This window comes from Zoogloea sp. GDB6 (assembly GCF_056724105.1).
Genome location: NZ_CM161497.1, coordinates 5259056 through 5283025, shown reverse-complemented (window position 1 = coordinate 5283025; position 23970 = coordinate 5259056). Strand labels below are relative to the sequence as shown.

Annotated in this window: 22 protein-coding genes; 10 read left to right on the top strand and 12 right to left on the bottom strand. The window is 57.3% G+C overall.

Going from position 1 to position 23970, the window contains the following annotated elements; all coding sequences use genetic code 11:
• Positions 1-67: 67 nt before the first annotated feature.
• The 5 genes from mnmE to rpmH form a co-directional block, all read right to left on the bottom strand.
• Positions 68-1414, bottom strand: coding sequence for a tRNA uridine-5-carboxymethylaminomethyl(34) synthesis GTPase MnmE (gene mnmE / locus AC1PQG_RS24040; RefSeq protein WP_481120253.1), 1347 nt, complete (start codon positions 1412-1414; stop codon positions 68-70).
• Positions 1395-3038, bottom strand: coding sequence for a membrane protein insertase YidC (gene yidC / locus AC1PQG_RS24035; RefSeq protein WP_481120252.1), 1644 nt, complete (start codon positions 3036-3038; stop codon positions 1395-1397). The genes mnmE and yidC overlap by 20 nt, the downstream gene beginning before the upstream one ends.
• Positions 3039-3084: 46 nt before the next feature.
• The gene (gene yidD / locus AC1PQG_RS24030) at positions 3085-3294 is read right to left on the bottom strand and encodes a membrane protein insertion efficiency factor YidD (RefSeq protein WP_481120251.1); all 210 of its coding nucleotides are present in this window, start codon (positions 3292-3294) and stop codon (positions 3085-3087) included.
• Positions 3294-3635: a ribonuclease P protein component gene (gene rnpA, locus AC1PQG_RS24025; RefSeq protein WP_481120250.1), complete on the bottom strand. Its 342-nt coding sequence runs from the start codon at positions 3633-3635 to the stop codon at positions 3294-3296. Before rnpA ends, yidD begins: the two co-directional genes overlap by 1 nt.
• Before the next feature lie 88 nt (positions 3636-3723).
• Complete coding sequence (gene rpmH / locus AC1PQG_RS24020; protein ID WP_079434516.1) at positions 3724-3858, bottom strand: 50S ribosomal protein L34; 135 nt, start codon at positions 3856-3858, stop codon at positions 3724-3726.
• 293 nt (positions 3859-4151) lie between these two features.
• Between rpmH and dnaA the strand changes: the two genes are divergently transcribed.
• From dnaA to gyrB, 3 genes are all read left to right on the top strand, one after another.
• Positions 4152-5612, top strand: a complete 1461-nt coding sequence (gene dnaA, locus AC1PQG_RS24015; protein ID WP_481120249.1) for a chromosomal replication initiator protein DnaA — start codon at positions 4152-4154, stop codon at positions 5610-5612.
• A gap of 77 nt (positions 5613-5689) precedes the next feature.
• The gene (gene dnaN / locus AC1PQG_RS24010) at positions 5690-6796 is read left to right on the top strand and encodes a DNA polymerase III subunit beta (protein WP_481120248.1); all 1107 of its coding nucleotides are present in this window, start codon (positions 5690-5692) and stop codon (positions 6794-6796) included.
• Between the two features lie 201 nt (positions 6797-6997).
• Complete coding sequence (gyrB, locus tag AC1PQG_RS24005; RefSeq protein WP_481120247.1) at positions 6998-9472, top strand: DNA topoisomerase (ATP-hydrolyzing) subunit B; 2475 nt, start codon at positions 6998-7000, stop codon at positions 9470-9472.
• A gap of 217 nt (positions 9473-9689) precedes the next feature.
• Here the strand turns inward: gyrB and AC1PQG_RS24000 are convergent, their stop codons facing one another.
• A complete protein-coding gene (locus AC1PQG_RS24000; protein WP_481120246.1) occupies positions 9690-11396 on the bottom strand; it encodes an endonuclease NucS domain-containing protein in 1707 nt (568 codons plus the stop codon).
• A 345-nt stretch (positions 11397-11741) separates the two neighbouring features.
• On the opposite strand from AC1PQG_RS24000, the gene AC1PQG_RS23995 reads away from it, so the two are divergent.
• From AC1PQG_RS23995 to AC1PQG_RS23970, 6 genes are all read left to right on the top strand, one after another.
• Positions 11742-12155 (top strand): helix-turn-helix domain-containing protein, encoded by a 414-nt coding sequence (locus tag AC1PQG_RS23995; RefSeq protein WP_481120245.1) that lies wholly within the window; start codon positions 11742-11744, stop codon positions 12153-12155.
• Positions 12156-12400: 245 nt separating this feature from the next.
• Complete coding sequence (locus AC1PQG_RS23990; protein WP_481120244.1) at positions 12401-13123, top strand: TnsA endonuclease N-terminal domain-containing protein; 723 nt, start codon at positions 12401-12403, stop codon at positions 13121-13123.
• Positions 13086-15056, top strand: a complete 1971-nt coding sequence (locus tag AC1PQG_RS23985; RefSeq protein ID WP_481120243.1) for a Mu transposase C-terminal domain-containing protein — start codon at positions 13086-13088, stop codon at positions 15054-15056. The genes AC1PQG_RS23990 and AC1PQG_RS23985 overlap by 38 nt, the downstream gene beginning before the upstream one ends.
• The gene (locus tag AC1PQG_RS23980; protein ID WP_481120242.1) at positions 15049-16005 is read left to right on the top strand and encodes a TniB family NTP-binding protein; all 957 of its coding nucleotides are present in this window, start codon (positions 15049-15051) and stop codon (positions 16003-16005) included. Before AC1PQG_RS23985 ends, AC1PQG_RS23980 begins: the two co-directional genes overlap by 8 nt.
• Positions 15986-17317, top strand: coding sequence for a TniQ family protein (locus AC1PQG_RS23975; RefSeq protein ID WP_481120241.1), 1332 nt, complete (start codon positions 15986-15988; stop codon positions 17315-17317). The genes AC1PQG_RS23980 and AC1PQG_RS23975 overlap by 20 nt, the downstream gene beginning before the upstream one ends.
• Positions 17304-19106 carry a TniQ family protein gene (locus AC1PQG_RS23970; RefSeq protein WP_481120240.1) on the top strand — a complete coding sequence of 601 codons (1803 nt, stop codon included), beginning with the start codon at positions 17304-17306 and terminating at the stop codon, positions 19104-19106. The genes AC1PQG_RS23975 and AC1PQG_RS23970 overlap by 14 nt, the downstream gene beginning before the upstream one ends.
• Before the next feature lies 1 nt (position 19107).
• Here AC1PQG_RS23970 and AC1PQG_RS23965 read toward each other — a convergent pair whose 3' ends face one another.
• From AC1PQG_RS23965 to AC1PQG_RS23940, 6 genes are all read right to left on the bottom strand, one after another.
• Positions 19108-20433, bottom strand: a complete 1326-nt coding sequence (locus tag AC1PQG_RS23965; protein ID WP_481120239.1) for a hypothetical protein — start codon at positions 20431-20433, stop codon at positions 19108-19110.
• Positions 20434-20794: 361 nt separating this feature from the next.
• Complete coding sequence (locus tag AC1PQG_RS23960; protein ID WP_481120238.1) at positions 20795-21022, bottom strand: DUF2188 domain-containing protein; 228 nt, start codon at positions 21020-21022, stop codon at positions 20795-20797.
• A 38-nt stretch (positions 21023-21060) separates the two neighbouring features.
• Positions 21061-21363 carry a hypothetical protein gene (locus AC1PQG_RS23955; protein ID WP_481120237.1) on the bottom strand — a complete coding sequence of 101 codons (303 nt, stop codon included), beginning with the start codon at positions 21361-21363 and terminating at the stop codon, positions 21061-21063.
• A 12-nt stretch (positions 21364-21375) separates the two neighbouring features.
• A complete protein-coding gene (locus AC1PQG_RS23950; RefSeq protein WP_481120236.1) occupies positions 21376-21759 on the bottom strand; it encodes a hypothetical protein in 384 nt (127 codons plus the stop codon).
• Positions 21760-22181: 422 nt separating this feature from the next.
• Positions 22182-22763, bottom strand: coding sequence for an ImmA/IrrE family metallo-endopeptidase (locus AC1PQG_RS23945; protein WP_481120235.1), 582 nt, complete (start codon positions 22761-22763; stop codon positions 22182-22184).
• On the bottom strand, positions 22750-23121 hold the full coding sequence (locus tag AC1PQG_RS23940; protein ID WP_481120234.1) for a helix-turn-helix domain-containing protein: 372 nt from the start codon (positions 23119-23121) through the stop codon (positions 22750-22752). The genes AC1PQG_RS23945 and AC1PQG_RS23940 overlap by 14 nt, the downstream gene beginning before the upstream one ends.
• A 439-nt stretch (positions 23122-23560) precedes the next feature.
• Here AC1PQG_RS23940 and AC1PQG_RS23935 point away from each other — a divergent pair, with 439 nt between their 5' ends.
• Positions 23561-23872, top strand: coding sequence for a helix-turn-helix domain-containing protein (locus AC1PQG_RS23935; protein WP_481120233.1), 312 nt, complete (start codon positions 23561-23563; stop codon positions 23870-23872).
• Positions 23873-23970: the final 98 nt, after the last annotated feature.

Genomic DNA, 23970 nt, shown 5'->3' with positions numbered 1-23970 from the left:
AAAAGCCCGCAGTTACGCGGGCTTGAGGGGGTTTGGTGGATCGTGTCGGAACGCTGCGGAAGGCTCGCTATTTTCCGATGCAGAAGCGCGAGAAGATGACCCCGAGCAGGTCGTCGGGCGTGAACTCGCCAGTAATCTCGTTGATGGCCTCCTGGGCGAGGCGAAGCTCCTCGGCCATCAGTTCGAGGGCCAGGCGATTTTCCAGCGCGGCCTGGGTGTGGGCGAGGGCGGTGCGTAGCGCCACCAGGTGGCGCTCGCGGGCCAGGATGACGTCCTCCCCATGACGGTGCCAACCGGCCACGCGCAGCAACTCGCTGCGCAGCAGGTCGACGCCCTGGCCGGCTTTGGCGGACAGGAAGAGCTGGACGCCCTCCGGGCCTTCGAGCCGTTCGGGCTGGCGTTCTACCAGGTCGACCTTGTTGAAGACGGTGATCCGTTCGACGCCGGCCGGCAGGCGCGCGTCGATGGCTGCATCGGCGTCGGTCGCGCCATTGCGTACGTCCACCAACCGTACGACGACGTCGGCCCGTTCGATCTCCTGCCAGGTGCGGGCGATGCCGATCTTCTCGACCTCGTCGTTCGTGTCGCGCAGGCCGGCGGTGTCGGTGATGTGAAGCGGGATGCCCTCGATCTGGATCGTCTCGCGCAGCGCGTCGCGGGTGGTGCCGGCAATGTCGGTGACGATGGCGCGCTCCTCGCCGGCGAGGCGGTTGAGCAGGCTGGACTTGCCGACGTTGGGCTGGCCGACCAGCACCACATGCAGGCCGTTGCGCAGAAGGCTGCCCTGGGCGGCGCGGTCGAGGATGGCTGAAAGTTCATCGACGATGACAGCGACGCGTTCGAAGGCTCGTGCCTCGACGAGGAAGTCCACGTCCTCATCCGGGAAGTCCAGCGTGGCCTCTACCAGCATGCGCAGGTCGACGAGGCGATCACATAGACCGTGGACCTCCTGCGAGAAGCTGCCGGTCAGCGAACGGACGGCTGAGCGCGCGGCAGCGGCGGTGGAGGCTTCGATGAGGTCGGCGACGCTTTCCGCCTGGGCGAGATCGAGTTTGCCGTTGAGGAAGGCGCGGCGGGTGAATTCGCCGGGTTCGGCCAGACGGGCGCCGAGCTCCAGGCAACGGGCCAGCAGCATCTGCATGACCACCGGGCCGCCGTGGCCCTGCAATTCGATGACGTCTTCGCCGGTGAAGGAGTGGGGCGCCGGGAAGTAGAGGAGGAGGCCTTCGTCGATCAGCTGCCCGCTGCCGTCACGGAAGCGGGCGAACTGGGCGACCCGGGCTTGCGGCTCACGGCCGGAGAAGGTGGCCACGAGCGCAGAGAGTTTCGGTCCGGAGATCCGGACCACGCCGATGCCACCGCGCCCGGGCGCGGTGGCAATCGCCGCGATGGTGTCACTCGGCGGTTTTGCCACCGGCCGCGATCATCCGGTTGATCTGCCACTGCTGGGCGATCGACAGGGAGTTGTTCACCACCCAGTACAGCACGAGGCCGGCCGGGAACCACAGGAACATGAAGGTGAACAGGATCGGCATCAGCATCATCACCTTGGCCTGGATCGGATCGGGCGGCGCCGGGTTGAGGCGGGTCTGGATCAGGCTGGTGGCGCCCATGATGAGCGGCAGGATGTAGAACGGATCCTTCACGGACAGATCGTGGATCCAGCCCAGCCACGGCGCGCCGCGCATCTCGACGACGCCGAGCAGCACCCAGTAGAGGGCGATGAAGACCGGGATCTGGATCAGGATGGGCAGGCAGCCGCCGAGGGGATTGACCTTCTCGCGCTTGTAGAGGTCCATCATGGCCTGCTGCAGCTTCATCTTGTCGTCGCCGTACTGCTCCTTCAGGCGCTGCAGGCGCGGGCCGAGGGTCTTCATCTTGGCCATCGACTTGTAGCTGGCGGCGGATAGCGGGAAGAACAGCGCCTTCAGCCCGATGGTCACCAGGATGATGGCCCAGCCCCAGTTGCCGGTGAGCTTGTGCAGGGATTGCAGAACCCAGAACAGCGGAGCGGCGATGATGGTCAGCCAGCCGTAGTCCACCACCAGGTCGAAGCCCTTGGCGAACTGGTCGAGGCGGCTCTGTTCCTGCGGGCCGGCGTACAGCGGCACCGACAGCTTGCCGGTCTGGCCCGGGGCGATGCTGGCCACCGGCACGATCACGCCGGCCGAGTACAGGTCGGAGCTGATCTGGCTGGCGAAGAACTCGCGCTCGCCTTCCTTCGGTGCCCAGCCGGCGACGAAGTAGTGCTGAACCATCGCAGCCCAGCCGTCGGCGGCCTTGGTGACGAACTTGGCCTTCTTGTCGGCGATGTCCTCGAACTTCACCTTCTGGTACTTCTCGGCCTCGGTATAGAAGGCCGGGCCGGTGAAGGTCTGTACGCCGAAGCCACCGGGCTGCTCGGCCGGTTTGCCGTCACGGGTGAACTGGAAGTAGGCATGCGGTGCCAGCGGCGCGGCGCTGCCATTGGTGATCTCGTAGCTCACCTCGGCAGCATAGCTGCCGCGGTGGAAGGTGATCAGCTTGCTGACCTTCACACCGTCGGCGGTCGGCGGCGCGTCGAGGCGCAGCGTGACAGCATCTTCGCCATCCTTCAGCGCGACGTTCTTGCTGCTCAGCGTGAACAGGGTCTTGTGGTTCGGCAGACCGTTGCCGATCAGGCCGGTTTGGGCCGCGTAGTTGTGCTTCTCGCCGTTGTCGAAGAGCACATAGTTGCGGTTGTGGTCTTCGGTGGCCCTGTGCTGGGTCAGTTCCAGGCGAATGATGTCGCCGCCCTGGGCGGAGACTTCTGCCACCAGCAGGTCGGTGCGCACGGTGGCGATCTCGGCGGGCGCAGAGGCGGCGGCGGCAGTCTGGCCGGGCACGGCTGCGGCGCCAGGGGCTGCTGCGGCGGTAGGCGTCGGCACGCCCGAGGCTGCGCCGCTGCCGGCTGCGGCCACGGGCGGAACCTTGGACTGGTTGTGCTTCTGCCAGCCGTCCCACAGCATGACCAGCGAGAACGAGAAGACGAGAAGGAGGATCAGGCGACGGTTGTCCATCGGTGTCAGTGTCAGGAAGGGGTTGAGGCGGACCGGAGGCGGTGGATCAGGGCACGGGGTCGAAGCCGCCGCCATTGAAGGGATGGCAACGGCACACCCGGCGTGCGGCGAGCCAAGAGCCCTTCAGGGCTCCATGACGTTCCACTGCCTCCACGGCGTACTCCGAACAGGACGGAACGAAGCGGCAGTTGCGTCCCAGCATGGGGCTGATGGCGTAGCGATAGACCTGCAGCAGGGCCAGCACGGCGCGCTTCATCACTTTGCCTTGCTCTCGCGGCCTGCCTTGGGCAAACGCTCGAACAGGGCGAGCATGTCTTCGCGCATGGTGCGTCTCGTTACGTCGCCAACCTTAGCCGACAATCGTAACACCAGATCGTAGTCCGGCAAGCTTGCGCGGGCATGACGAAACACGTCGCGGCCGATCCGCTTCACCAAGTTGCGCAACACGGCGCGTTTGGCGAGCTTCTTGGCGACAACGAGACCGAGGCGGGCGCTTCCGACTTCGTTCGGACAGTAGTGCAGCGCGAAGTACTTTCCGCGAAGCACGCGCCGAAAAGCAAAAACGGATGAGAACTCATCCGTTTTGTGCAGTCGCAAGGACGAGCCGAAGCCGAATCCTGCCGGGGGTGTCGCTTCCTCTGCCGCGCGGTTGTCGCTGCCGACAGGGGAAGTGGCCTCTGCGGCCTTAGACGGCGAGGCGATGACGGCCCTTGGCGCGGCGAGCGGCGATGACCTTACGGCCGCCACGGGTGGCCATGCGAACCAGGAAGCCGTGGGTGCGCTTGCGACGGACGACGGAAGGTTGGTAAGTACGTTTCATTTTTCGTGCCCGAAAAGTTGAGTCAAACGCGCAATTTGATACGTTAACCCACTGTTTGTCAAGCACGTTTCAATGTTCCGGCGCAAGCCCCTGCCGGCTGGGCGTGACGATGGCGTGCGTCGCATGGCTGTCGGTCTGTACAAGCTGTGGATAAGTCTACGCCGGGAGGGTACAATACGCGTTTGGCCGGACCCCCTCGCGCGCATGTCCGGCTGCCCCGATCCCAGGTCGGAGCGCCCTGTATAACGAGAATCCGCGCGCATTCCGCTGTTTACCAAACCCACCCGTAGATCGTGCCCGAAGCCTCATCGTCGTCCCAATGCGCCGCCTTCTGGACGCATTGCCTGAGCTGCCTGGAGCAGGAATTGCCCGCTCAGCAGTTCAAGACCTGGATCCTTCCCCTGCGCGTCGAAGAGCTGAGCGACGACGGGGTGGGGCTGCGTCTGGTCGCTCCGTCCAACTTCCATCGCCAGTGGCTGCGTGACCGCTACCTGCGGCGCATCGAGGAACTGGGCGAGGAGTACTTCGGCGGCCTGCCGACCATCGAGATCAGTCTGGCCCCCGCGGGTGGCCTGCGCCGTCCCATGCCGGCCGCTGCGCCCGTTGCACCGGCGGTGGCTCCGGCTGCTGCGACCTCCCCTGCGGCCGCAGCTGCGCCTACCATCGCCACGCCGGCCGGCCTGCGTCCGGCGGCCCCGGAGGCTGGCACTTCCGCCGAAGTCGTCAACTACGACAAGTCGCGCCTCAACCCCGATTTCACCTTCGACACGCTGGTCACCGGCCGCGCCAACGACCTGGCCCGCGCCGCCGCCCTGCAGGTGGCCCAGAATCCCGGCGTGTCCTACAACCCGCTGTTCATCTACGGCGGCGTCGGCCTCGGCAAGACCCACTTGATCCACGCGTTGGGCAACTACGTCTTCAAGCACGACCCGAAGAAGGTCATCCGCTACGTGCACGCCGAGGACTACTACGCCGATGTGGTGCGGGCCTACCAGCAAAAATCCTTCGACGTCTTCAAGCGTTACTACCGCTCGCTGGACGTGCTGATCATCGACGACATCCAGTTCTTCAACAACAAGAACCGGACGCAGGAAGAGTTCTTCCACGCCTTCAACGCCCTCACCGAGGCCAAGAAGCAGATCATCATCACCAGCGACACCTACCCCAAGGACGTCCAGGGTCTGGAAGACCGCCTGATCTCGCGCTTCGACTGGGGCCTGACGGTGCAGATCGAGCCGCCCGAGCTCGAGATGCGTGTCGCCATCCTCAAGAAGAAAGCCGAAGCCGAGCGCATCGACCTCAACGAGGACGTCGCCTTCCTGATCGCCAAGAACCTGCGCTCCAACGTGCGCGAGCTCGAAGGCGCCCTCAAGAAGGTGCTCGCCTTCGCCCGCTTCCACGGCCGCGACGTCAGCCTCGAAGTGGCCAAGGAAGCCCTCAAGGACCTGCTCAACGCGCACAACCGCCAGCTCACCGCGGAGTTCATCCAGAAGACCGTCGCCGACTACTACAAGATCAAGGTCGCCGACATGCACTCCAAGAAGCGCACCCGCGTCATCGCGCGGCCGCGCCAGGTGGCCATGTTCCTTGCCAAGGACCTCACCCCGATGAGCCTGCCGGCCATCGGCGAAGCCTTCGGCGGCCGCGACCACACCACCGTGCTGCACGCCTGCCGCACCATTGCCGAGCTGCGCCTCGGCGACACCCAGCTCAACCACGACCTCCACGTGTTGACCCAGGTGTTGCGTGGTTGAAGCCTGCAACCATTACGATCTGCGGACTGGCGCCCCGGCGCCCCGCCCCCTGAAAAACGATTCGGAGACCTGAGTCCATGCTGCTCTTCACTGCGCCCCGCGACGCCCTTCTCGCCCCGCTGCAATCGGTATCCGGCATCGTCGAGAAGCGTCACACCCTGCCGATCCTCTCGAACGTGCTGATCGAGAAGAAGGGTGAGTCCCTCACCCTCCTCGCCACCGACATCGAAATCCAGATCCGCAACAGCACCACCGCGGCCGATGGCGCCGACGACGTGGCGATCACCGTCGGTGCCCGCAAGCTGCAGGACATCCTGCGCGCCCTGCCCGACACCGCCGACGTCAGCCTCACGCTCGACGACAAGCGCATCACCCTCAAGGCCGGCAAGAGCCGCTTCCAACTGCAGACCCTGCCCGCCGCCGACTACCCGCGCCTGGCCCCGCCGGAAGGCGAAGGCATCCACTTCACCACCACCCAGCGGGCTTTCAAGAAGCAGCTGGCGCTGGTGCAGTACGCCATGGCCCAGCAGGACATCCGCTACTACCTCAACGGCCTGCTGCTCGTCGTCGCCGGCGACACCCTGCGCATGGTCGCCACCGACGGCCACCGCCTGGCCTACGCCGCCTCCCCGTTGGTCGGCGATTACGCCCGCACCGACGTGATCCTGCCGCGCAAGACCGTCGTCGAACTGGCCCGCCAGCTGGCCGACTCCGACGATGCGCTGGAAGTCACCATCGTCGGCAACCAGATCGTCTTCCGCTTCGGCCACATCGAGCTCATCTCCAAGCTCATCGACGGCAAGTTCCCCGACTACGAGCGCGTCATCCCGCAAGGCCACCCCAAGCTGGTCAAGGCCAGCCGCCTGGCCCTGCTGCAGTCCCTGCAACGTGCCGCCATTCTCACCAACGAGAAGTTCCGCGGCGTCCGTCTGATGCTCTCCGAAGGCAGCCTCAAGCTGGTGTCCACCAACGCCGAGCAGGAAGAAGCGCTGGAAGAACTCGAAGTCGACTACGCCGGCGACAGCCTCGACATCGGCTTCAACGTCACCTACCTGCTCGACGTGCTGACCAACGTCGCCGCCAACGAGATCGAGATCCGCTTCAACGACGGCAACGCCAGCGCCCTCTTCGGCCTCGCCGACAACACCGACTTCAAGTATGTCGTGATGCCGATGCGCATCTGAAAACGTGTAAATAAACCTACTGCGCGATCCGATCTCGCAATTCCGGTGCTCGCTGTACTTCAGTACAGCTCCGCTCCTCGTTGCGACCTCGGACCGCTCGCTACGGTTTCTTCACACGTTTTGCACGGCTCCGTTTGTTCGAACGGAGCAAATCGGTAGGACTGAAATCCGCCGGTAAACATCAGTAGAACCGAGAACGCCATGTCCGATACGCCGCAACAACCCGCACCCGCCGACAACTACGACGAATCCAGCATCCAGCAGCTCGAAGGGCTGGAGGCCGTGCGCAAGCGGCCGGGCATGTACATCGGCGACACCTCCGACGGCACCGGTCTGCACCACATGGTCTTCGAAGTCGTCGATAACGCCATCGACGAAGCCCTCGCCGGCCACTGCGACGACATCGTCATCACCATCCACGCCGACAACTCCATCTCCGTCACCGACAACGGCCGCGGCATCCCGACCGGCGTCAAGATGGACGACAAGCACGAGCCCAAGCGCTCCGCCGCCGAGATCGTCATGTGCGTGCTGCACGCCGGCGGCAAGTTCAACCAGAACAGCTACAAGGTGTCCGGCGGCCTGCACGGCGTCGGCGTGTCCTGCGTCAACGCCCTCTCCAAGTGGCTGCGCCTCACCGTCGCCCGCGACGGCCACAAGCACTTCATGGAATTCAACCGCGGCCACGCCGTGGACCGCGTCATCGAAGTCGTGGACGGCGTCGAGACCAGCCCGCTGAAGATCATCGGCGACACCACCAAGCGCGGCACCAAGGTGCACTACCTCGCCGACGAAGAGATCTTCGGCACCGTCGAATACCACTACGAAATCCTCGCCAAGCGCCTGCGCGAACTGTCCTTCCTCAACAACGGCGTCAAGATCCGCCTGGTGGACCAGCGCAGCGGCAAGGAAGAAGACTTCGCCTTCGCCGGCGGCGTCTCCGGCTTCGTCGAATACATCAACCGCGCCAAGTCCGTGCTGCACCCCAGCGTCTTCCACTCCAGCGGCGAATCCATCCAGAACGGCGTGCCCATCACCGTCGAAGTCGCCATGCAGTGGAACGACAGCTACGCCGAACAGGTGCTGTGCTTCACCAACAACATCCCGCAGGCGGATGGCGGCACCCACCTCACCGGCCTGCGCGCCGCGATGACCCGCGTCATCAACAAGTACATCGAAGAACACGAGATCGCCAAGAAGGCCAAGGTGGACATCTCCGGCGACGACATGCGCGAAGGCCTCGCCTGCGTGCTCTCCGTCAAGATGCCTGATCCCAAGTTCGCCTCCCAGACCAAGATGAAGCTGGTCTCCGGCGAAGCCCGCCCGGCCGTCGAAGAAGTCGTCGCACAAAAACTCGCCGACTTCCTGCTCGAACGCCCCGCCGACGCCAAGACCATCTGCGGCAAGATCGTCGAAGCCTCCCGCGCCCGTGAAGCCGCCCGCCGCGCCCGCGAAATGACCCGCCGCAAGGGCGTCCTCGACGGCATCGGCCTGCCCGGCAAGCTCGCCGACTGCCAGGAAAAAGACCCCGCCCTGTGCGAAATCTACATCGTCGAGGGTGACTCCGCAGGCGGCTCCGCCAAGCAGGGCCGCGACCGTAAGTTCCAGGCCATCCTGCCGCTGCGCGGCAAGGTGCTCAACGTCGAGCGCGCCCGCTTCGACAAGCTCATCAGCTCCGAGCAGATCACCACCCTGATCACCGCCCTCGGCACCAGCATCGGCCCCGAAGACTTCAAGCCCGAAAAGCTGCGCTACCACCGTATCATCCTGATGACCGACGCGGACGTGGACGGCGCGCACATCCGCACCCTGCTGCTCACCTTCTTCTACCGCCAGATGCGCGAACTCGTCGAGCGCGGCCACATCTACATCGCCCAGCCGCCGCTCTACAAGATCAAGCACGGCAAGAACGAGATGTACATCAAGGACGACAACGAGCTCAACGCCCACCTGCTCAAGCTGGGCCTCGAAGGTGCCGCCCTCACCCCGAGCGAGGGTGCCGATCCCATCCACTCCGAAGCCCTCGGCGGCCTCGCCCGAACCTACCTGCTGGCCGAAGCCGTCATCCGCCGCCTCGCCGACTGGATCGACTCCTCCGTCCTGCACGCCCTGCTCGCCAACGACCTGCCCCTGTCGCTGGACGACGAAGCCGCCGCCCGCGACTCCGCCGCCCGCCTGCAGGCCGCCGTCGGCACCGCCGTCACCATCGAGGCCCGCCACGACGAAACCAGCGAAGCCTGGACGCTCCAAATCGCCCGCATGCACCACGGCAACCGCAAGCTCAGCCGCATCGATGGCGACTTCCTCAACGCCGGCGACTACCGCACCATCCGCCAGGCCACCGAGTCCATCTCCGGCCTCATCGGTCCCGGCGCCGTCATGCGCCGCGGTGAAAAGCAGCAAGCCGTCACCAGCTTCGCCGACGCCATCCGCTGGATGCTCAACGAAGTCGAACGCGGCATCTCCAAGCAGCGCTACAAAGGCCTTGGCGAAATGAACCCCGAGCAGCTGTGGGAAACCACCATGGACCCCGCCGTCCGCCGCCTGCTCCGCGTCCAGATCGACGACGCCATCGCCGCCGACGAGATCTTCACCACGCTGATGGGGGATAACGTCGAGCCGCGTCGGGCGTTCATCGAAGAGAATGCGCTGTATGCGCGGAATATTGATGTGTAAGGGTTGTCGGGTGACACAGAAAGTGAAAACTGTGCCTAGTTAGTGAAAATTTGCTGACATAGATAATGAAAAAAGCTCCGAAAGGAGCTTTTTTCATTGAATCGAAATTTAGCGATGGGCCTATCCTGCTAAAACAACCGCTATGAAAAAATCGAAGGCTTTTACAGATTTCCTCTTGGTGGTCACGTAATAGCCTATCTATCGACAAGGGGCCAAGTTAGGTTCGAAACTCGAGTACCTCATCTCTGCTATACGAGTATGTAACCCCATCCCAATGGGATGAGTAGTAATCGCAGACGTCAAAAATGAAATCCGGAGAGCTGTCTATGAACTTATGGAAACCGGATGATGGCGTTTCAGGCCCGCAGGTTTCCCAGCCTATTTCCGTCAGTTCAAAGAAGCTCTGATGTTCATCCTGAACATCAACCATCTTGAATGTCTTGTAGGTCATGCCTAGATCCCGTGACATCTGAACATCCCTTGATTCGTATCCACCCCAGCCTAGATTTACCAAGAACTGGAAGCCATCTCCATCGTAGTATTTGTTCAAGTGATTAGTGAATGACGGATTATTTCCTGTTGGCTGCATTGACCCGAAAATCACCGTAAAAGGAATTCCTCCTTTTTCGAACACTAGTGTGTAGTCGGGGATGTACTGCTCTCCATTTTCGCTTGCTAGAGAAAGATACAGCGCTAAGCAGAGGTTGGCTGGATTGAAGATGGAGAGAGTTGCTACTACGCTCTGGTCACTAGGCAAGAACTCATCCAAGACACGAAGAATTTGATTCCGCCAAAGAGGGTTGTCACGTAAGCACCTCTGCGTGCCAAGGCGAACCTCGGCTACTTCTGACTTGTTCGAGGGAGAAAACTTTCTTCGATACTTTTGGAGATTTTTTCCGTCGGCGCCGCTGAGATCTTTGATAATAGAGTCATCAGTGAGGACGCTGTTGGCTTTTAGCGTGCCATAGCGCCGAACTTCTTTGATGTTCCATCCCTCATCCTCAAGGAGCCTATTTCCGAATTTCGCCGGGTAGCCGATCTCGTAATAGTCCCGGTTTGCATTTGGTTTGGCCTCATAGACCTTTTCGTGCAGGGTGCAAATTCGCCCATCATCTTGCATTTCTGACACATACGACTCAAATTCTTCGAGATCCTCGGCTGACGTTCCCTTCCGAATTGCTTCCCAGCACACCTCTTCGGAAAGTTGCAGAGTTGCAAAATAGATCACGAACTTGTACTCCGGCATAGTTGCAACGACTTCCTCCGGTGTCTTGATTCCGGCGCCGTTACCGAACGATTGCCGTAAGCTATTTAACTGGTCGCGCGTAGCCTCCATCGATTTTTGATGGTGCCCCGGCGGAGGGGTCATTACCAGCAATACGAAGTTCTCTATCCCTTTGGCCGAGCAGCTTGTCTCATAGCTCTGCAGCCCCGCTTTGAGTGACTCTTCGGTCTTATAAAAATTCAGTTCATGCCAAGGCGCAAATAGACGGTCCTCCGCAAGCAAAAGAGGTATTACGGGCGTAGCCTTAGTCGGTACGTTATTTGAATCGACCTCCAGTGCAAAACCTTTCACTTCGCAACTAGTCCGCTTCACGAATGACGAGAAGGGGACAAGTAACTCGGACCACTCAGTCGAGACAATGAAGATACGTACTTCCGCATCCCGTACGCTTAAACCTACTTTCACTGCTTCAAGGTACTTAAGGATTTCATGCAGAGCTTCGCGACTCGCTGCATCGCTCCGTTTTAGCTCTATAAGCACGTACTTACCATGCCGATCTGTAGCAAATAGATCAATGAAGCCCCTAGTTCCTTGCGGGTTAGGCAAATACTTTTCAATTTTGATCAGCTGCAAACCTTCTTCAAGAAGTTCGAGCTTTGTGCTCAATGCGTCGCGGATTTCGGCTTCTCTGCGCTCCATTGTCATTCCAAAAATGAGATTTGAATACTACTTTTAACACCACTTGGATATGAGTTCAATGAGGCGAACCGAAGAACGAGAACCTTCGAAGTAGTGATATTGAACGATCAGGCTATTCAGCTGCCCCCAGTGATTTTTGTCGGTGAAGCACCGGCAATATTAAATTGGTATTTCAAAAATACGACGGCACGAATTTACCTATTTTGCAGTATCAAAGTATCTAACAATGCACCAGCAAAGTTATATAACTTGCTGATACAAAAGAGTAATTTTAAAAATCATTGATTGATTCCGAACTTTTTTGGCTCTATCCTTGAGTCAATTTATCAATCTCCGTATAAATCAATGAGCCCGTTTTCCCATTACCTGGTTGATTTGCGCAGGCGCCTTGGCGTTCGCCAGGGCGAGCTCGCCGAACTTCTCCACTACGATCAAAGCTATCTGTCAGCGCTGGAAACTGGCCAAAAAGGCCCGCCTACGCCCGAGTTCGTTGAGCGATTGGCCAAGACGCTTGAACTGTCCGAGGAGGAAAAGCGAGTGCTGTTTGCGACGGCCGAAGCGTCCGAACGCAGATTGACGATTTCCCCGAAAGCGGACGAAGAGGTTTACCTGTTGCTCCGGGATCTTCGGGACAAGCTGCCACAGCTTTCCGCCGCCCAGGTTCGTGTCATGCGCGAATTGCTGCGTTTCCACGATCCGGAGCCTTCCCCTTGCTCGATTAGATCGAGAATTCAGTCAAAACAGGAGGCCAGAATGTAAAAACGGGACAAACCTTTCGGCTTGCCCCGCTTGGTAAGCATCTCGCGATACCTACGACTGAACATCCTCAGTATCGCTAGGCAGCCAGCCAGCGTCAAGCCAAATCCAACTCGCGAATCTGTTTTTAACGGCGGTTATTACCCGCCGGGGGCAACTTTTTGCCTGAAAACGGAAATATCCAGACGCCAACGCGGCCGAGGAGGGGATGGCTTTGCCTTCGCTTCGTCGGTTGCAGGAGATGAATGATGTCTAGCACGACCTGGGGAGGCCGTTGGAACGGCCTAATACCTGTAGGAGATGCCCACCAGCGCTCCAGAACGATAGTCCGGCATACGGGCGGAATCGTTCGCGGCAAGTTTCCAAGCCGCAAAAATGGCCGAATGATCCACCACGAAGGCCTTCTTGAACTCGATGCGATCTACCTTTTCGAAACATCGCCACGGATTATTCGCTACCGCGAGCAAATGCCGGCGATTCGCTATGCCGATGGTGCTCGCTTGCGGCGCTATACACCGGACTTCGAAGTGGTACTCGATACAGGGGAGACAATCACTGTCGAGGTGAAGGCTGCCAGGAGTCTTGCCGACCCTGAAATCAGCCACAAGATTGATTGCATCCAAACCTACTACCGGCGCCGTGATGAAGTTTTTGCGGTGCTGACCGAGGAAACACTCCGTCAGGAGCCTCGGCAATCCAACTTGCGTTGGATTTATCACCAAATCCCACGTGTTTCACCGACCGCTGACGCCATCCGGTTCGCATTGAGTGAGATTCGGCAGGTATTTCCGACTTCGCTTCGTCACCTCGTGACGTTGCTGGAGCCCCGTGCGGTTGACCCGTTCAGCGCCCTGATTGCAGGTTTCTTGCACTGCCACCTGGATGTTCCCGTTTCCCTCGATACCGAAGTTCAACTGACCAAGGAGGATAGCCATGCGTGGATTTTCACTACGCCCAAACTTGGTTTTTAACTGGGATTCCGCTGCGTTTCGCATCGACCGTCTGCCGCCAGGCGATTCCGTGTTGATCGAACGTGTGGAAGATGGGGAATACAAGATCGTCAAAAAGGATGAGCTGCTCCAAGAGTTTTCAGCAGGTCGGATATCGGTGGAGCAGGTTGCCGATTCAGTCACGAAGTTGCGGACCTATAGCCGACCAATGACCGATATTCCTGAGTCGCTGAGGAATGAGGTGCGGCGTCGTTTGACGTATCTGAGGGCCTTGGAGGCGCATGGTGGCCCCCTATTCACACCGGCGTTCACTCGCCCGATTTCGCTGCAAATTGCTGAGCAAATAGGTGACAAAACCCCGCCTTCAGCCACGACCTTGTACCGATGGCATTGCCTTTATCGCCAGGCAAACGATTCCGCATCCTTGCTACCGCGAACTGATCGTAGAGGGAGCCGAATGCTTCGCCAGGGGGAACGCGTGCTTCAACTTGCCGAGGAGGCCATTGAAGAAGCGTTTCTAACATCGCCAGGAGCAGGAGCGAAAGCGGTGTATGTCCTCTTGAACGGGAAGATTGATCAAGAGAATGAGCGCCGATTTGGCGATATACCGTTGAAGAAACCCAGTTTGCGGACTGTTTTTCGACTGATGGGACGGTTGGAGCGCTACGACTTGGCGGTTTTGAAGGATGGGAAATCAAGCGCTGACAAGCGTTTTCGGATCAATAAGCAGGGGGTCAAAGTGTCGAATATTTTGGAACGAATCGAGGTCGATCACACACCGTTGGATCTTTTTCTGATCTGCGAAAAGAGCTTTTTGCCATTAGGGCGTCCAACGCTGACGATGTTGATTGATCGTTACAGTCGCATGCCGATCGGCTATTACCTTTCATTTGGTGCTCCGTCGGCAGCTGCCGTGATGGGGGCTTTGCGTCATGCGATCTTGCCAAAGACCAAGCTGAAGCAAGCCATACCTGGACTGGAAATCGAACATGAATGGCCATGCTACGGTGTGATGGATGTCCTCGTCCTGGATAACGGCTTGGAATTCCATGGCATTGATCTTGAAAGCGTGGCGTTCGATCTGGCAATCCGTCTGCAGTACTGTCCAAAGCACGCACCCCAGTTCAAAGGCACTATTGAGCGCCACCTCAAGACGGTAAATTATTTTTTCGCGCATCAATTGCCTGGTACCAGCATGTCCAGGCTACAGGAACGAGGTGATTACGATCCCGCTAAGCATGCCGTGCTGACTTTGGCCGAGTTCAAGTACGTCTTTGAAAAATGGTTACTCGATATCTACGCCCAGACCATTCATCGCGGCATTGGGATGACGCCGTGGGCGAAATGGCATGAAGGTCAGATCCGTCGCCCGCTAGTCCTACCGAGCAGCCTTCAAGCGCTTGAGCGTCGGATCGGCTTGGTCACTGAACGAAGCCTGCGACGCGATGGACTCTGGCTAAACAACATCCGATATAGCGGGGAGGTTCTTGGGCCTGTTCTGCGCAAATTCGGTGAAGGGGTACGGCTTCGGGTTCTCTACAACCATGAGGATTTAGGGGATGTACAGGTTTGGGCCCCCGATTCGGACGAGCCCATTACCGTCCAGGCTGTCGATTATGACTATGCCAAAGGCCTGACGAGTCTTCAGCACGACCTGATCTGTGCGAAGCTTCGGGAAGAAGGAATTGCGACAGAGAACCCAGTTGCCCGTGACCGAGCAAAACTTGAGCTTGCCCAATCGATTCAGGGATTGATGGCGAGCCGCAAACAGCGCAATCGTCGTCAGGCCGCTGCGTTGGTTGGTTTGAGCAGTGCCAACCCCTCTAAGGAAGTGGCAAAGCCCAGCAAGCCAAAGTCCAAGAAAGCAATATGTACTGTTGAGCCGGAATCTGAATCCTTGCCGCCAGTGCTGCCTTCCTTCCGCATTTCGCGTCAGGAGGCCTACCGTGGTTAATTTTCTTGCCTACGACCATTTGCTTCGGTTCGAGGAGGAGAACATCCCATTTCCTCCGTTTGTTCTCGCGCTGACTGCCATCGAGGAACAACTGACGACGTATCGCCAAACTGGCCTGGCGCATCATCTGCTGGTGCTGGGCGAGAGTGGAACCGGAAAAAGTACGTTGTGCCGTTTGCTGACCCAGAAGTATCCCCGACAGGCCTTGCCTGAGCGGGATGTCGTACCGGTGCTTTATGTTTCGGTACCGGCCGGGGCCACGATTACCAGTGTGGCTTCGGAAATCCTGTTTGTGCTGGGAGACCCGCATTCCAACGTGGGATCGGTGGCGGCGAAGACGCGCCGGATTATTTTGCTCTGCCGATCATGTGGTGTGGAGTTGATCCTGTTGGATGAAGCTCAGCATTTGCATGACCGAGGTCAGGTTGCAACGCACTACTTGGTTGGCGATTGGATCAAACGCCTGATCGATGATCTGGGAATTCCCTCGGTGTTCTTGGGGTTGCCACGCCTGCAGCGATTGCTGACGGTGAACGAACAGTTACGGCGGCGATTTTCCCGGCGCGTGATGATGGCACTTGGCCAGAACCCTGAAGTGTCGATACAGGCCGAGTGCTACCAACTGTTCATCTCGTTGATTGCCTGCTTTCCGGTGCCAATCGACTACGGGGAATATGGCAGCGGCGAGCTAGGGCAACGGCTGTATTTCGCGAGTGATGGCCGGGTGGCCTACATCAAGAAGCTCCTCCATAGCGCCTTGGCGCAAGCGCACTCGGCTCAGCTCGAACGTGTGGTGCCACAGGATCTCGAAGAGGCTTTTACGCGGGATATTTGGTGGGAAGGGATTGGCAAGCTGAATCCGTTCAATCCGGCCTTCGAGTTTCGACGGCTGGATCGTGCTGGAGAACCGTTTGAACAGGTAGATCACCGTGGTAGAACTCAGGCTTGAGTCAGCACTGCCGCTGAATCAATACCTGGTTCGACCGAAGCGTATGCCAGGGGAGGGCCTTTCGGCCTGGTTAAACCGTCATTTCTTGATGAACGGTTTGCCGCTTCCCTGGCGGCTGCGTAGCCAAATTATCTTGAGCTACCGGCATCGTCGAGAGCCCGAACCACGTGTTGAATTGCTCGAACGAATCAATGATCTGCTACCGGTAGAGGCACGAGTACAACCGGAAAGCTGGGTTGCGTGGTGTTTCGAGCAGCAGCCAAGCAATGCGGCAGATTGGCAAAGCAGCTCGCGCCAATACTATCCACACGGCTTTTGTCCCGAATGTCTACATGAATGGGGGTATTTCCTGGAGCTATGGGAAATACCCGGTGTCTCGGCTTGCCCGCGACATGGCAGCAAGCTGCTGTTGGTGTGTCCAGCCTGTGGTCACGATACTGGGGATTGGGAATGGGTAGATGGCCGTTACCGCTGCCAGTGCGGCCTGCTGTTGGAAGATTTTGCGGCCGACCCGGCTGATCGCTTTTCGCTGGCGTGGTCCCGGATCATTGCTACGCACCTAGGGATCAAGCTGCCGCCAGGCTATTCTTTTGAAGGTCATCCTCCAGAGGTGGCTTTGCCGCAGGCTTTCGAGCTGACGCGGGTGATGGGTAGCTTGAAGCTTGGTTCCCATGGCCGCTTGGACGAATATCGGCTTTTCTTCGATTGGCCGACCTATCCGAGGACTGTACTCCGTCGGTTGGTACGTCGGATATTCGCTAATGACGAGAGGCCAACAAAGCTGGTTACAGGGAAGGGAAGTCTCGCCTCTTTGATATGCCAGCTCCTCACGAAGCTTCGCCTGCGAAAAGCACCACTGCTCGAATCGCTTTTGCGGGTGGAGCTTAGTCACCATTGCCTTTTCGTGTTCGGGGATGCTGCCCTGTTCGTCAATCCAAAGATATATCCAGACGGCGCCGCGCCTTTGAGGCAAAAATTCGCGGCTTGGTGGCGAAGAGCCATTTGGGATGATTGTGTTGCAGCGGGCCATGTAACCCCCTCCTATCGCTACCCATGTCGGTTTCATCGGCCCTTGGTGATTGGGGTCATACTGACATTACTTCGGATGGCTGATTGGGGTTTCCCGGCTGCTTTGCTCAATTCCCTTCAACATTGCTGGGTTCCTTCACCAGCGCTTCGCGAGGGCTGTAAGCCGCATGATTTGATTGACGGGATCGTGCGAGAACTCTACGGATTGCCACTGGACCGTTTGCGGGGTGTGGCTGACCGGATTGGGGAGCTTAATGGGGGAAGTCTCGTTGGATACGACTGAGGAAGCCGGGCCGCTTCCCCGCCGATTGCTTGTTCGTCCATTACCGTATCCGGATGAGGCGATCACGGGGTATTTGGTCCGGCTGGCTGATTCGAATGGGTTCTTCGGTCTGAGAGATCTTTTTCGATACGTCGTCGAGCTTGGAGAAGGCGATTGCAAACGCGGGATCGCGTTGGCAGTTGATTTGCCGCGGGAGACCGTTGAAGGACTTGTAGGCCCCTATCCTTCTTACTGGAAGACAGCCGGCAATTTAGCCGGGCTGGCCGTCCAGGACTTCAATCAGCAGACGCTACGGTGGTGTCCAAGCTGTCTTCTTGAGGCTCCCTATCTTCGGACTTTCTGGACGCTTAAGCTCGTCTGCCATTGCGAGCGGCACCATATGGAACTCCAGGAGCGTTGTCCTGCCTGTGGTGGCGCTCATTCCCCGGCACGGTCTAATTTCCGGTCGTGCCTATGCGGAGAACGCCTTTCCGTCGCCGATGAGTTGGTGGCTCCAACAATATCGGAGGCGAAGCTGCTGGGTCGATTGCATTTCGCGTTCGACGGCAGGCGCGGATACGACGCCTTGAAGCAACTCAACTTAAGCGCCTGGGTGCGGCTGATCCGCTATCTGGGGCAGTTCGAAGATGATAGAGAGCCAGATCGACCAGGACAGCTCGGGAATCTGCATGACCTCAATGTAGCGGGGCAAGTGTTTTCTCGGGCAGCGGTGTTGCTGGATGAGTGGCCGGCCAACTTCAACAGCTTGCTCGAATTGACCCTGAAAAACCGGCCCATGTCGCCTAGTTTGCGGAAGAGCTTTGGCCGTCTGTACCGGCTGATCTATCGTGATCTGGCTGACCCGAGCTTTGAGTTCGTGCGTGAAGCGTTCGAGGCATTCATCAATGACTCTTGGTGGGGCACTGTATGTAAGCGCAACCGAAGACTCTCTGCTGCTATTCGGGGAGAGCATCCCCGCCTGACGTTGCGCCAAGCGGCGGACTCTCTTGGCATCGGCAAGAAGACGTTGAAGCACCTCGTTGAGGCTTCTGTGATCGAGGCAACGGAGGCCAAAACAACCAAAGGAAGGACGCTAGCCACGATTCATCAAACGCAGCTAGGTCTCCTTGGTGACTTGCCCGCTTCAACCATGAGTTTGAAGGATGCCGCAGCAGCACTGGCGTTACCTGAACGTCGCTTGCGCGAACTGATCGCCGCAGGGGTAATCAAGCCTTTGTTGCACCGGAAGGAGGCCAAGGCATCGCGATGGCTGATCTCAATGAGCGAAGTTGGCATGCTGAGCGAGCTACCTGGCTTGGAGTGCGGGGAAGGCGTGACGATCAAGCAAGTGTTGAAGAACTGGCGCTTGAAGCCTGGCGAATTTCCGGATTTGGTTCGTGCAATCCTGAGCGGTTCTATTGAACTGCTGAAAGCCGACGAGCAATCGGCATTCGGTGATCGGATGTGCAGCAGAATGTCCCTTACCTTGTGGCGGCAGATGGCAGTCGAAGCGCATCAGACACTATCGGTTGATCAAGCTGCCCAGGTTTTGGGGGTAAAGCAGCAAGTGGCCTACGCCTTAGTGCATTCTGGGCTGATTCGGACAGATCGACTGCACAAGCCAATCCAAATCGGCCGAGATGTGCTTGAGACCTTTCAGCGGGAATATGTCTCCTTGGCGGAGCTCGCGAGAGCGCGTCGCATATCGTCTAGACGGCTATTGCTCGAACTGAAAGCTGCCCCGGTGTGTGGTCCGGCAGTCGATGGCTGTCGGCAGTATTTTTTCCGGCGGTTTGATGTGGCAGCGTAGGTCAAACGTCACGGAAAGGGCCTTTACTTGCTTCTTCCGCTGATGCCCATGCTTCAGATTTCCCTGTCCATGGCAAAAACGTGACGGATGACCTACAGAAAAACAGTTCCGATGGGAATTTCCGCCAAAAATGCTTCTCAAGCGTCGAGTAATCTCCATCCCATTCGGTAGTCCAGTAAAGTCCAAGCAACCCTTCGAATCGCTCAACTGCTCGTTTCTTTCCTAAAGCTGCAGCTAGTGCCAAGGCCTCATCAAGTACTTCGCGGTAGATATCAGGATCGCGCCCGGCACCGAGGTTATATGCTGCGAGATAGTGTTCGTACGCTTCATCTAAGCGGCCAGAAAGCACAAGATAGCGGCCTCGTAGCCATTCAACGGTGTGCATGGTCTGATTGGCTATCGGTTCCCAGGTACGTTTCAGCCGGATGAGCATGTCTTCCACATCTGCCGCATTTCTCGGGATAGAGGGATCGTACAAAGCTGCGCGGAGCTTTGCGAAAGGCGGATCTGGGCCAATATTTAAGGTCTTGCCGATATCCCACGAAATCCGTTTCCGTAGGATGGTGAGGTGGGTTTCCGGGTCAGGTAAACCGTGATCTGGCTTCATGCGGACTGAGATACATGCCCGATGGGCTTTTGACGTTTTGGCCAATAGCCTTGCAACGGGAAGCCAAATCAAGAAGGAGGTATTGGTGCCCAGTTCAAGTGCATCGAGAATTTCCTTGAGCTTCGCTAGGCTGGGTACAGCTTCTCCCGACAGCCATTCCTCCACAGTGTCCCGACAGTTATCAGGGTCGATATTGTGTTTTTTGGAGCGGTAGTCGCAGACAGTCTTGATATCTTCCTTCCCCCTAGCAAAGAGAAAATTTAGATACGCGCCTAGTGGTGCATCTGCGTCGAGCATGGCTATGGGGTTGGCAGTCGGGAACAACTTAGAGATCGTAGCCAGGAGGACCGTACCGCCGAAGCTAAAAGCAGTTGGCCAGAGGATTTGTTCAGCCAATACGTCTCGTTCCAGTAACGTCGCATCGTGCCTCGCGGTGATTCCTGCGTACCAATCCAGCCATTTCCGAATTCCCGCGAATAATCCTGCAGCAAGTGATCCGTCGCCTATGAATGACGCTAGGCGATCTTCCAGATCAACCAGAACATATTTTGGGAATTCGATGGGCCGTAACCCTGGGCGCAGGCGATCATCTTTGAAAGCTTTGAGGTCTTCATAAAGATGCGAGTCCGTTTCGTTGGAACGGACAAGGCCACTTCGAACGGCGCATTCGAAGACAATTTCACCTACAGAGGGGTAGGGGGGCAGAGGGTATTTCTTCATGCTGATTAGGCCGGGGCTTGAGCCCCGGCATATCCCCTTATTTGCTTTTGATCGCCGGGGTCATGTTCTTAGCAGCTGCGCTAGCAGCACGCGCTTCGAATCCTCCCTTCGGGATTGTTCCGTTCCCGGATTTCGCAGTTGCAGAGTAAATTCGAGCAACGGCTTGCGTTGTCATGGGGGTCTTTCCACCCGAGCGTTTAGACATGATTGCTTCCTTTCTTTGGTAAGAGAACATCGCAACGGCGCGACGGACGGAAGCTTAAGAAACAGGGGAAATTACTAGCAGGGGGGAAAGTAGGAAAAAATCTTGCTATAGACCATGCCGGGCTGCCTCCGAAGAGGCAACCCTGCCTTGGTATTACTAACCCTTTGGAGGATACGGATCTTTCCCGTGGCTATCACGCTCGCGAATTTGCCCGTTGGGGCGATGGATAAAGAACTCTGTCCCTTGGTTCTGGGAAATTTGGCGACCACGTTCTATTGCTTCGGCCTGAGTCTCGTAAGTACCGCTTACGCGTTCAGATCCACTGCGGCGCACAGCCCAAGAGTCGCCATGCGGAACTACGTGGTGAGAATCTTTTTTGCTCATGATGGAAATCCTCTAAATCAGAATTTGAGTTGAGACGGCTACTTGAACCAGCGGTCGTACAGCACGCTGTGGCAGCGGGCTGCAATGCAACCAAAGAACCAAACTTGCAGCCCAAACAGCAGCAGAAATAGAGCGAGGGCAGTGCCCATGGCGTCGATATATCCGAGGCGATTAACGGCTTTGATGTACTCAGGGGTGACATCTTTCAGCATCACTGTCCAATAGCCAGCAATCAGGAAAGATGGCCCTCCGAGGAAAATTAACGCTTTGTCGCTTAGGTCTTGAAGCTGATATTTCCGTCGAGACTTCCACTTGGCGACAACTGTGTTGAAGATTTTCATGATGACTAACCCTCAAAAACTCAACTTGCCACGGCAGGAAGGGCGCATGCAGCGAAGGAACGCACCATATCGGCCAACCTTCTCTTCCATCATCATCCCGCAGTTCGGGCAACACGGTTCCTCCCCTTCGCTCCATTGCCAAAGCCGGTATCCATTTAAAAGGCACCAGGTGAAGCCAAAAAGAGTCAGTGCAAGCGGAACGAGGCTGCTGTGCTCCTGAATGGCTAATCCAAGCGGCTTGAGGAAAGGAGAGGCAGAGAATTTTTGAGGTAGCCAGTAAGCCATGACCGCATAAAGGAAAACGCTACCGATGATGGTCAAGACCGGCTTGGCAAATAGGCGAAAAATTAGATAGTTCATTGTCATGTTCCAAGTTTGCAACAGAACAGAAGACATCGGATTTCGCCGGTGTCAGATATACATTCCATTGCAACGTCAAAGCTCGAACTCCCGTGAAAGGGAGTCCACGAATACTGCAGGCGAGGAAGGGGCAGCTTGACCCTTCCTGCCACTACCTAGCTTTAGCAGCTAGGCCAAGACCGCCAGTGTTGGCAGACATGTTCGCGCCGGCCGAACCGGAGGCGGACATACTGACGAACCCTGACGACCTTGGGGCGCAAGTTCATGGTGAACATCGCGACACCTCCATCGAAAGGCGCCTCGAAGACAAAACTTGGGACTTGATAGTCGCGGATTATTTCTACATAATCTCGCGTCGCACACTAACAAAGTATTCCAAGAGAATTCCAGAGGCATTTGGAATTCTTTTCCCCAGACGCTTATCGGTGAGTTGGCGCTCCCTTTAAGCGTTTTCTTTTTCAAAGCAGCCCCTCCGTTCGCAGGTTTGCTATCCTGTTAGTTGCTGCTCTCGAACTTACGCCGCATTCTGCTTGTATCAGGATTGGCTTGGCTCCAAGTTCTTTGATGACCTCGACTGGCATCAATATCTCTGCAGCAAGGTTGTTTGCCTGCCACTCACTGTCTTCCCACCATTCGTGATTGCCTAACTGTTCTCCACGATGCAAGGTGATCGCATGGTCCAGAACGATATGACTGAACTCGTGGACTACCGTATATCGGGCAAAAGCATCGTTTTCTATTAGCCCGTCATAAACGTCCGAGCGAAGAATCAGCAACCCTTTTTCCGGAATCGTGAAGGCTGCGGTTTCAGTCAATTCGCTTTCATCTACGATGTGAAGCTGATAGTTCGCCCGGAATAGAAGGTTTTCCAAGAGAAAGCTGGTATCAAGGAAGGCACGGCCCTCCTTGAAGCATCCTTCCTTTTTTAGCAGTTCCACGCAGTCCGAGGCGACTGTTCGAAGCTGCTTCCTGTTACGGGGGGCCACCTTGTAACCACGTGGTTTCCGTTGGCCCTCGAAGTCGTTGTTAGTTATCACCATCTTGGTTTTTCCCTTTGAGCCAGCGGAGGACATCCGGCGGCACACCGTTGCCATCACTAAGTCGTCGAGCAAAGGCTGCTACAAGCCCTCGTTCGTCTGCGCTTAGGTTTGAAACCGGAACAATCTTTATGGACTGAGCGGCGGCGGCCCTCAACTCATCAAGCTGCTCCAGCGTAATCTTGTCTTGCAAATATCGACTTACATCCTCAATCAAATTGTTGTTAAGTGCTTTTTCGCCGAGCTCTACCGAACTCAAGTACGCAGAACTGACCGATACAGCGGTCGCCATTTCCTTCAGAGTTAGTCCAAGTTCAAGCCTTATCTTTCGAACACACAAGCCAAACGGCGTAAGTTTCATCATGACCTCCTGGGACCAGTAGATTTAACGTGTAGAGTAATTTTGGAGGTGTTTTCCTCTCCCTATCGCCCATCTTACGCTCCCTCTCCTGGTTGTCAACCGATAGGTTGATTTATCCCGTATCGGTGTACGTGTCTCCGTGTTAGGTTGAATAAACTGCATGTCATCCGAACGGTCTGCATGGCTGTGGAAAACTTGTCCCCTTATAAGCTACTACATTTAGTAGGTTGAGGTTGAGTAAGCACGACATACAGTAATTTATCCCGATTTTGCCTGTTGATAACACAAAAATTACTTTAAAATCAACGGTGTGTTGTTGTATTTTTACACCAAATGCGCTCAATAACAGACTTACTCACAGGTTTGTTCAGGCGCAACGGGCCATATATGGCCCGTTAAGTGCTAGGATCGCGTTGTCATTGCGCCACAAAGGGATGCTTTGCATAGTTTTGACTTCTTGTCTGATGCGGCTATTTGCGGCGTCTTGGGGGTTCGTCTAAAAACTGAACGCCTTCGGAAGGGGTTAACCCAGGAAGAGATGTCAGTCGCAAGTGGCGTTGCTGTTAGAACCTACAAACGCCTAGAGGCGAACGGGCGCGGAAGTATCGAGACACTAGTTGCCGTGTTAAGGGCCCTGGATCGCTTACAGATACTGGAGGCGGTAATGCCTAAACCAAGCCTTCCACCCCAGAACACCTTAATTGCTCGTTTTGAGAGAGTGCGTAAACGGGTGAGACACCGGCCGCAGTAGCTTCATGACCTGAAGCAAGGGGGGGTATTTCGGACAACCGGAAGTGCTGCGATGCGGGGTGGAACCCAGCAACGTTTTCGCGGGGGCCTGTCTGTATA

What these genes read in the sequence shown, in the direction of transcription:
- AC1PQG_RS23960 (WP_481120238.1), bottom strand. Translation starts at nt 21,022, where the DNA reads ATGAGCAAAAAAGATTCTCACCACGTAGTTCCGCATGGCGACTCTTGG.
- yidD (WP_481120251.1), bottom strand. Translation starts at nt 3,294, where the DNA reads ATGAAGCGCGCCGTGCTGGCCCTGCTGCAGGTCTATCGCTACGCCATC.
- gyrB (WP_481120247.1), top strand. Translation starts at nt 6,998, where the DNA reads ATGTCCGATACGCCGCAACAACCCGCACCCGCCGACAACTACGACGAA.
- AC1PQG_RS23990 (WP_481120244.1), top strand. Translation starts at nt 12,401, where the DNA reads ATGTCTAGCACGACCTGGGGAGGCCGTTGGAACGGCCTAATACCTGTA.
- AC1PQG_RS23985 (WP_481120243.1), top strand. Translation starts at nt 13,086, where the DNA reads ATGCGTGGATTTTCACTACGCCCAAACTTGGTTTTTAACTGGGATTCC.
- yidC (WP_481120252.1), bottom strand. Translation starts at nt 3,038, where the DNA reads ATGGACAACCGTCGCCTGATCCTCCTTCTCGTCTTCTCGTTCTCGCTG.
- AC1PQG_RS23950 (WP_481120236.1), bottom strand. Translation starts at nt 21,759, where the DNA reads ATGTCTTCTGTTCTGTTGCAAACTTGGAACATGACAATGAACTATCTA.
- AC1PQG_RS23955 (WP_481120237.1), bottom strand. Translation starts at nt 21,363, where the DNA reads ATGAAAATCTTCAACACAGTTGTCGCCAAGTGGAAGTCTCGACGGAAA.
- dnaN (WP_481120248.1), top strand. Translation starts at nt 5,690, where the DNA reads ATGCTGCTCTTCACTGCGCCCCGCGACGCCCTTCTCGCCCCGCTGCAA.
- AC1PQG_RS23965 (WP_481120239.1), bottom strand. Translation starts at nt 20,433, where the DNA reads ATGAAGAAATACCCTCTGCCCCCCTACCCCTCTGTAGGTGAAATTGTC.
- AC1PQG_RS23945 (WP_481120235.1), bottom strand. Translation starts at nt 22,763, where the DNA reads ATGGTGATAACTAACAACGACTTCGAGGGCCAACGGAAACCACGTGGT.
- AC1PQG_RS24000 (WP_481120246.1), bottom strand. Translation starts at nt 11,396, where the DNA reads ATGGAGCGCAGAGAAGCCGAAATCCGCGACGCATTGAGCACAAAGCTC.
- AC1PQG_RS23940 (WP_481120234.1), bottom strand. Translation starts at nt 23,121, where the DNA reads ATGAAACTTACGCCGTTTGGCTTGTGTGTTCGAAAGATAAGGCTTGAA.
- AC1PQG_RS23995 (WP_481120245.1), top strand. Translation starts at nt 11,742, where the DNA reads ATGAGCCCGTTTTCCCATTACCTGGTTGATTTGCGCAGGCGCCTTGGC.
- rpmH (WP_079434516.1), bottom strand. Translation starts at nt 3,858, where the DNA reads ATGAAACGTACTTACCAACCTTCCGTCGTCCGTCGCAAGCGCACCCAC.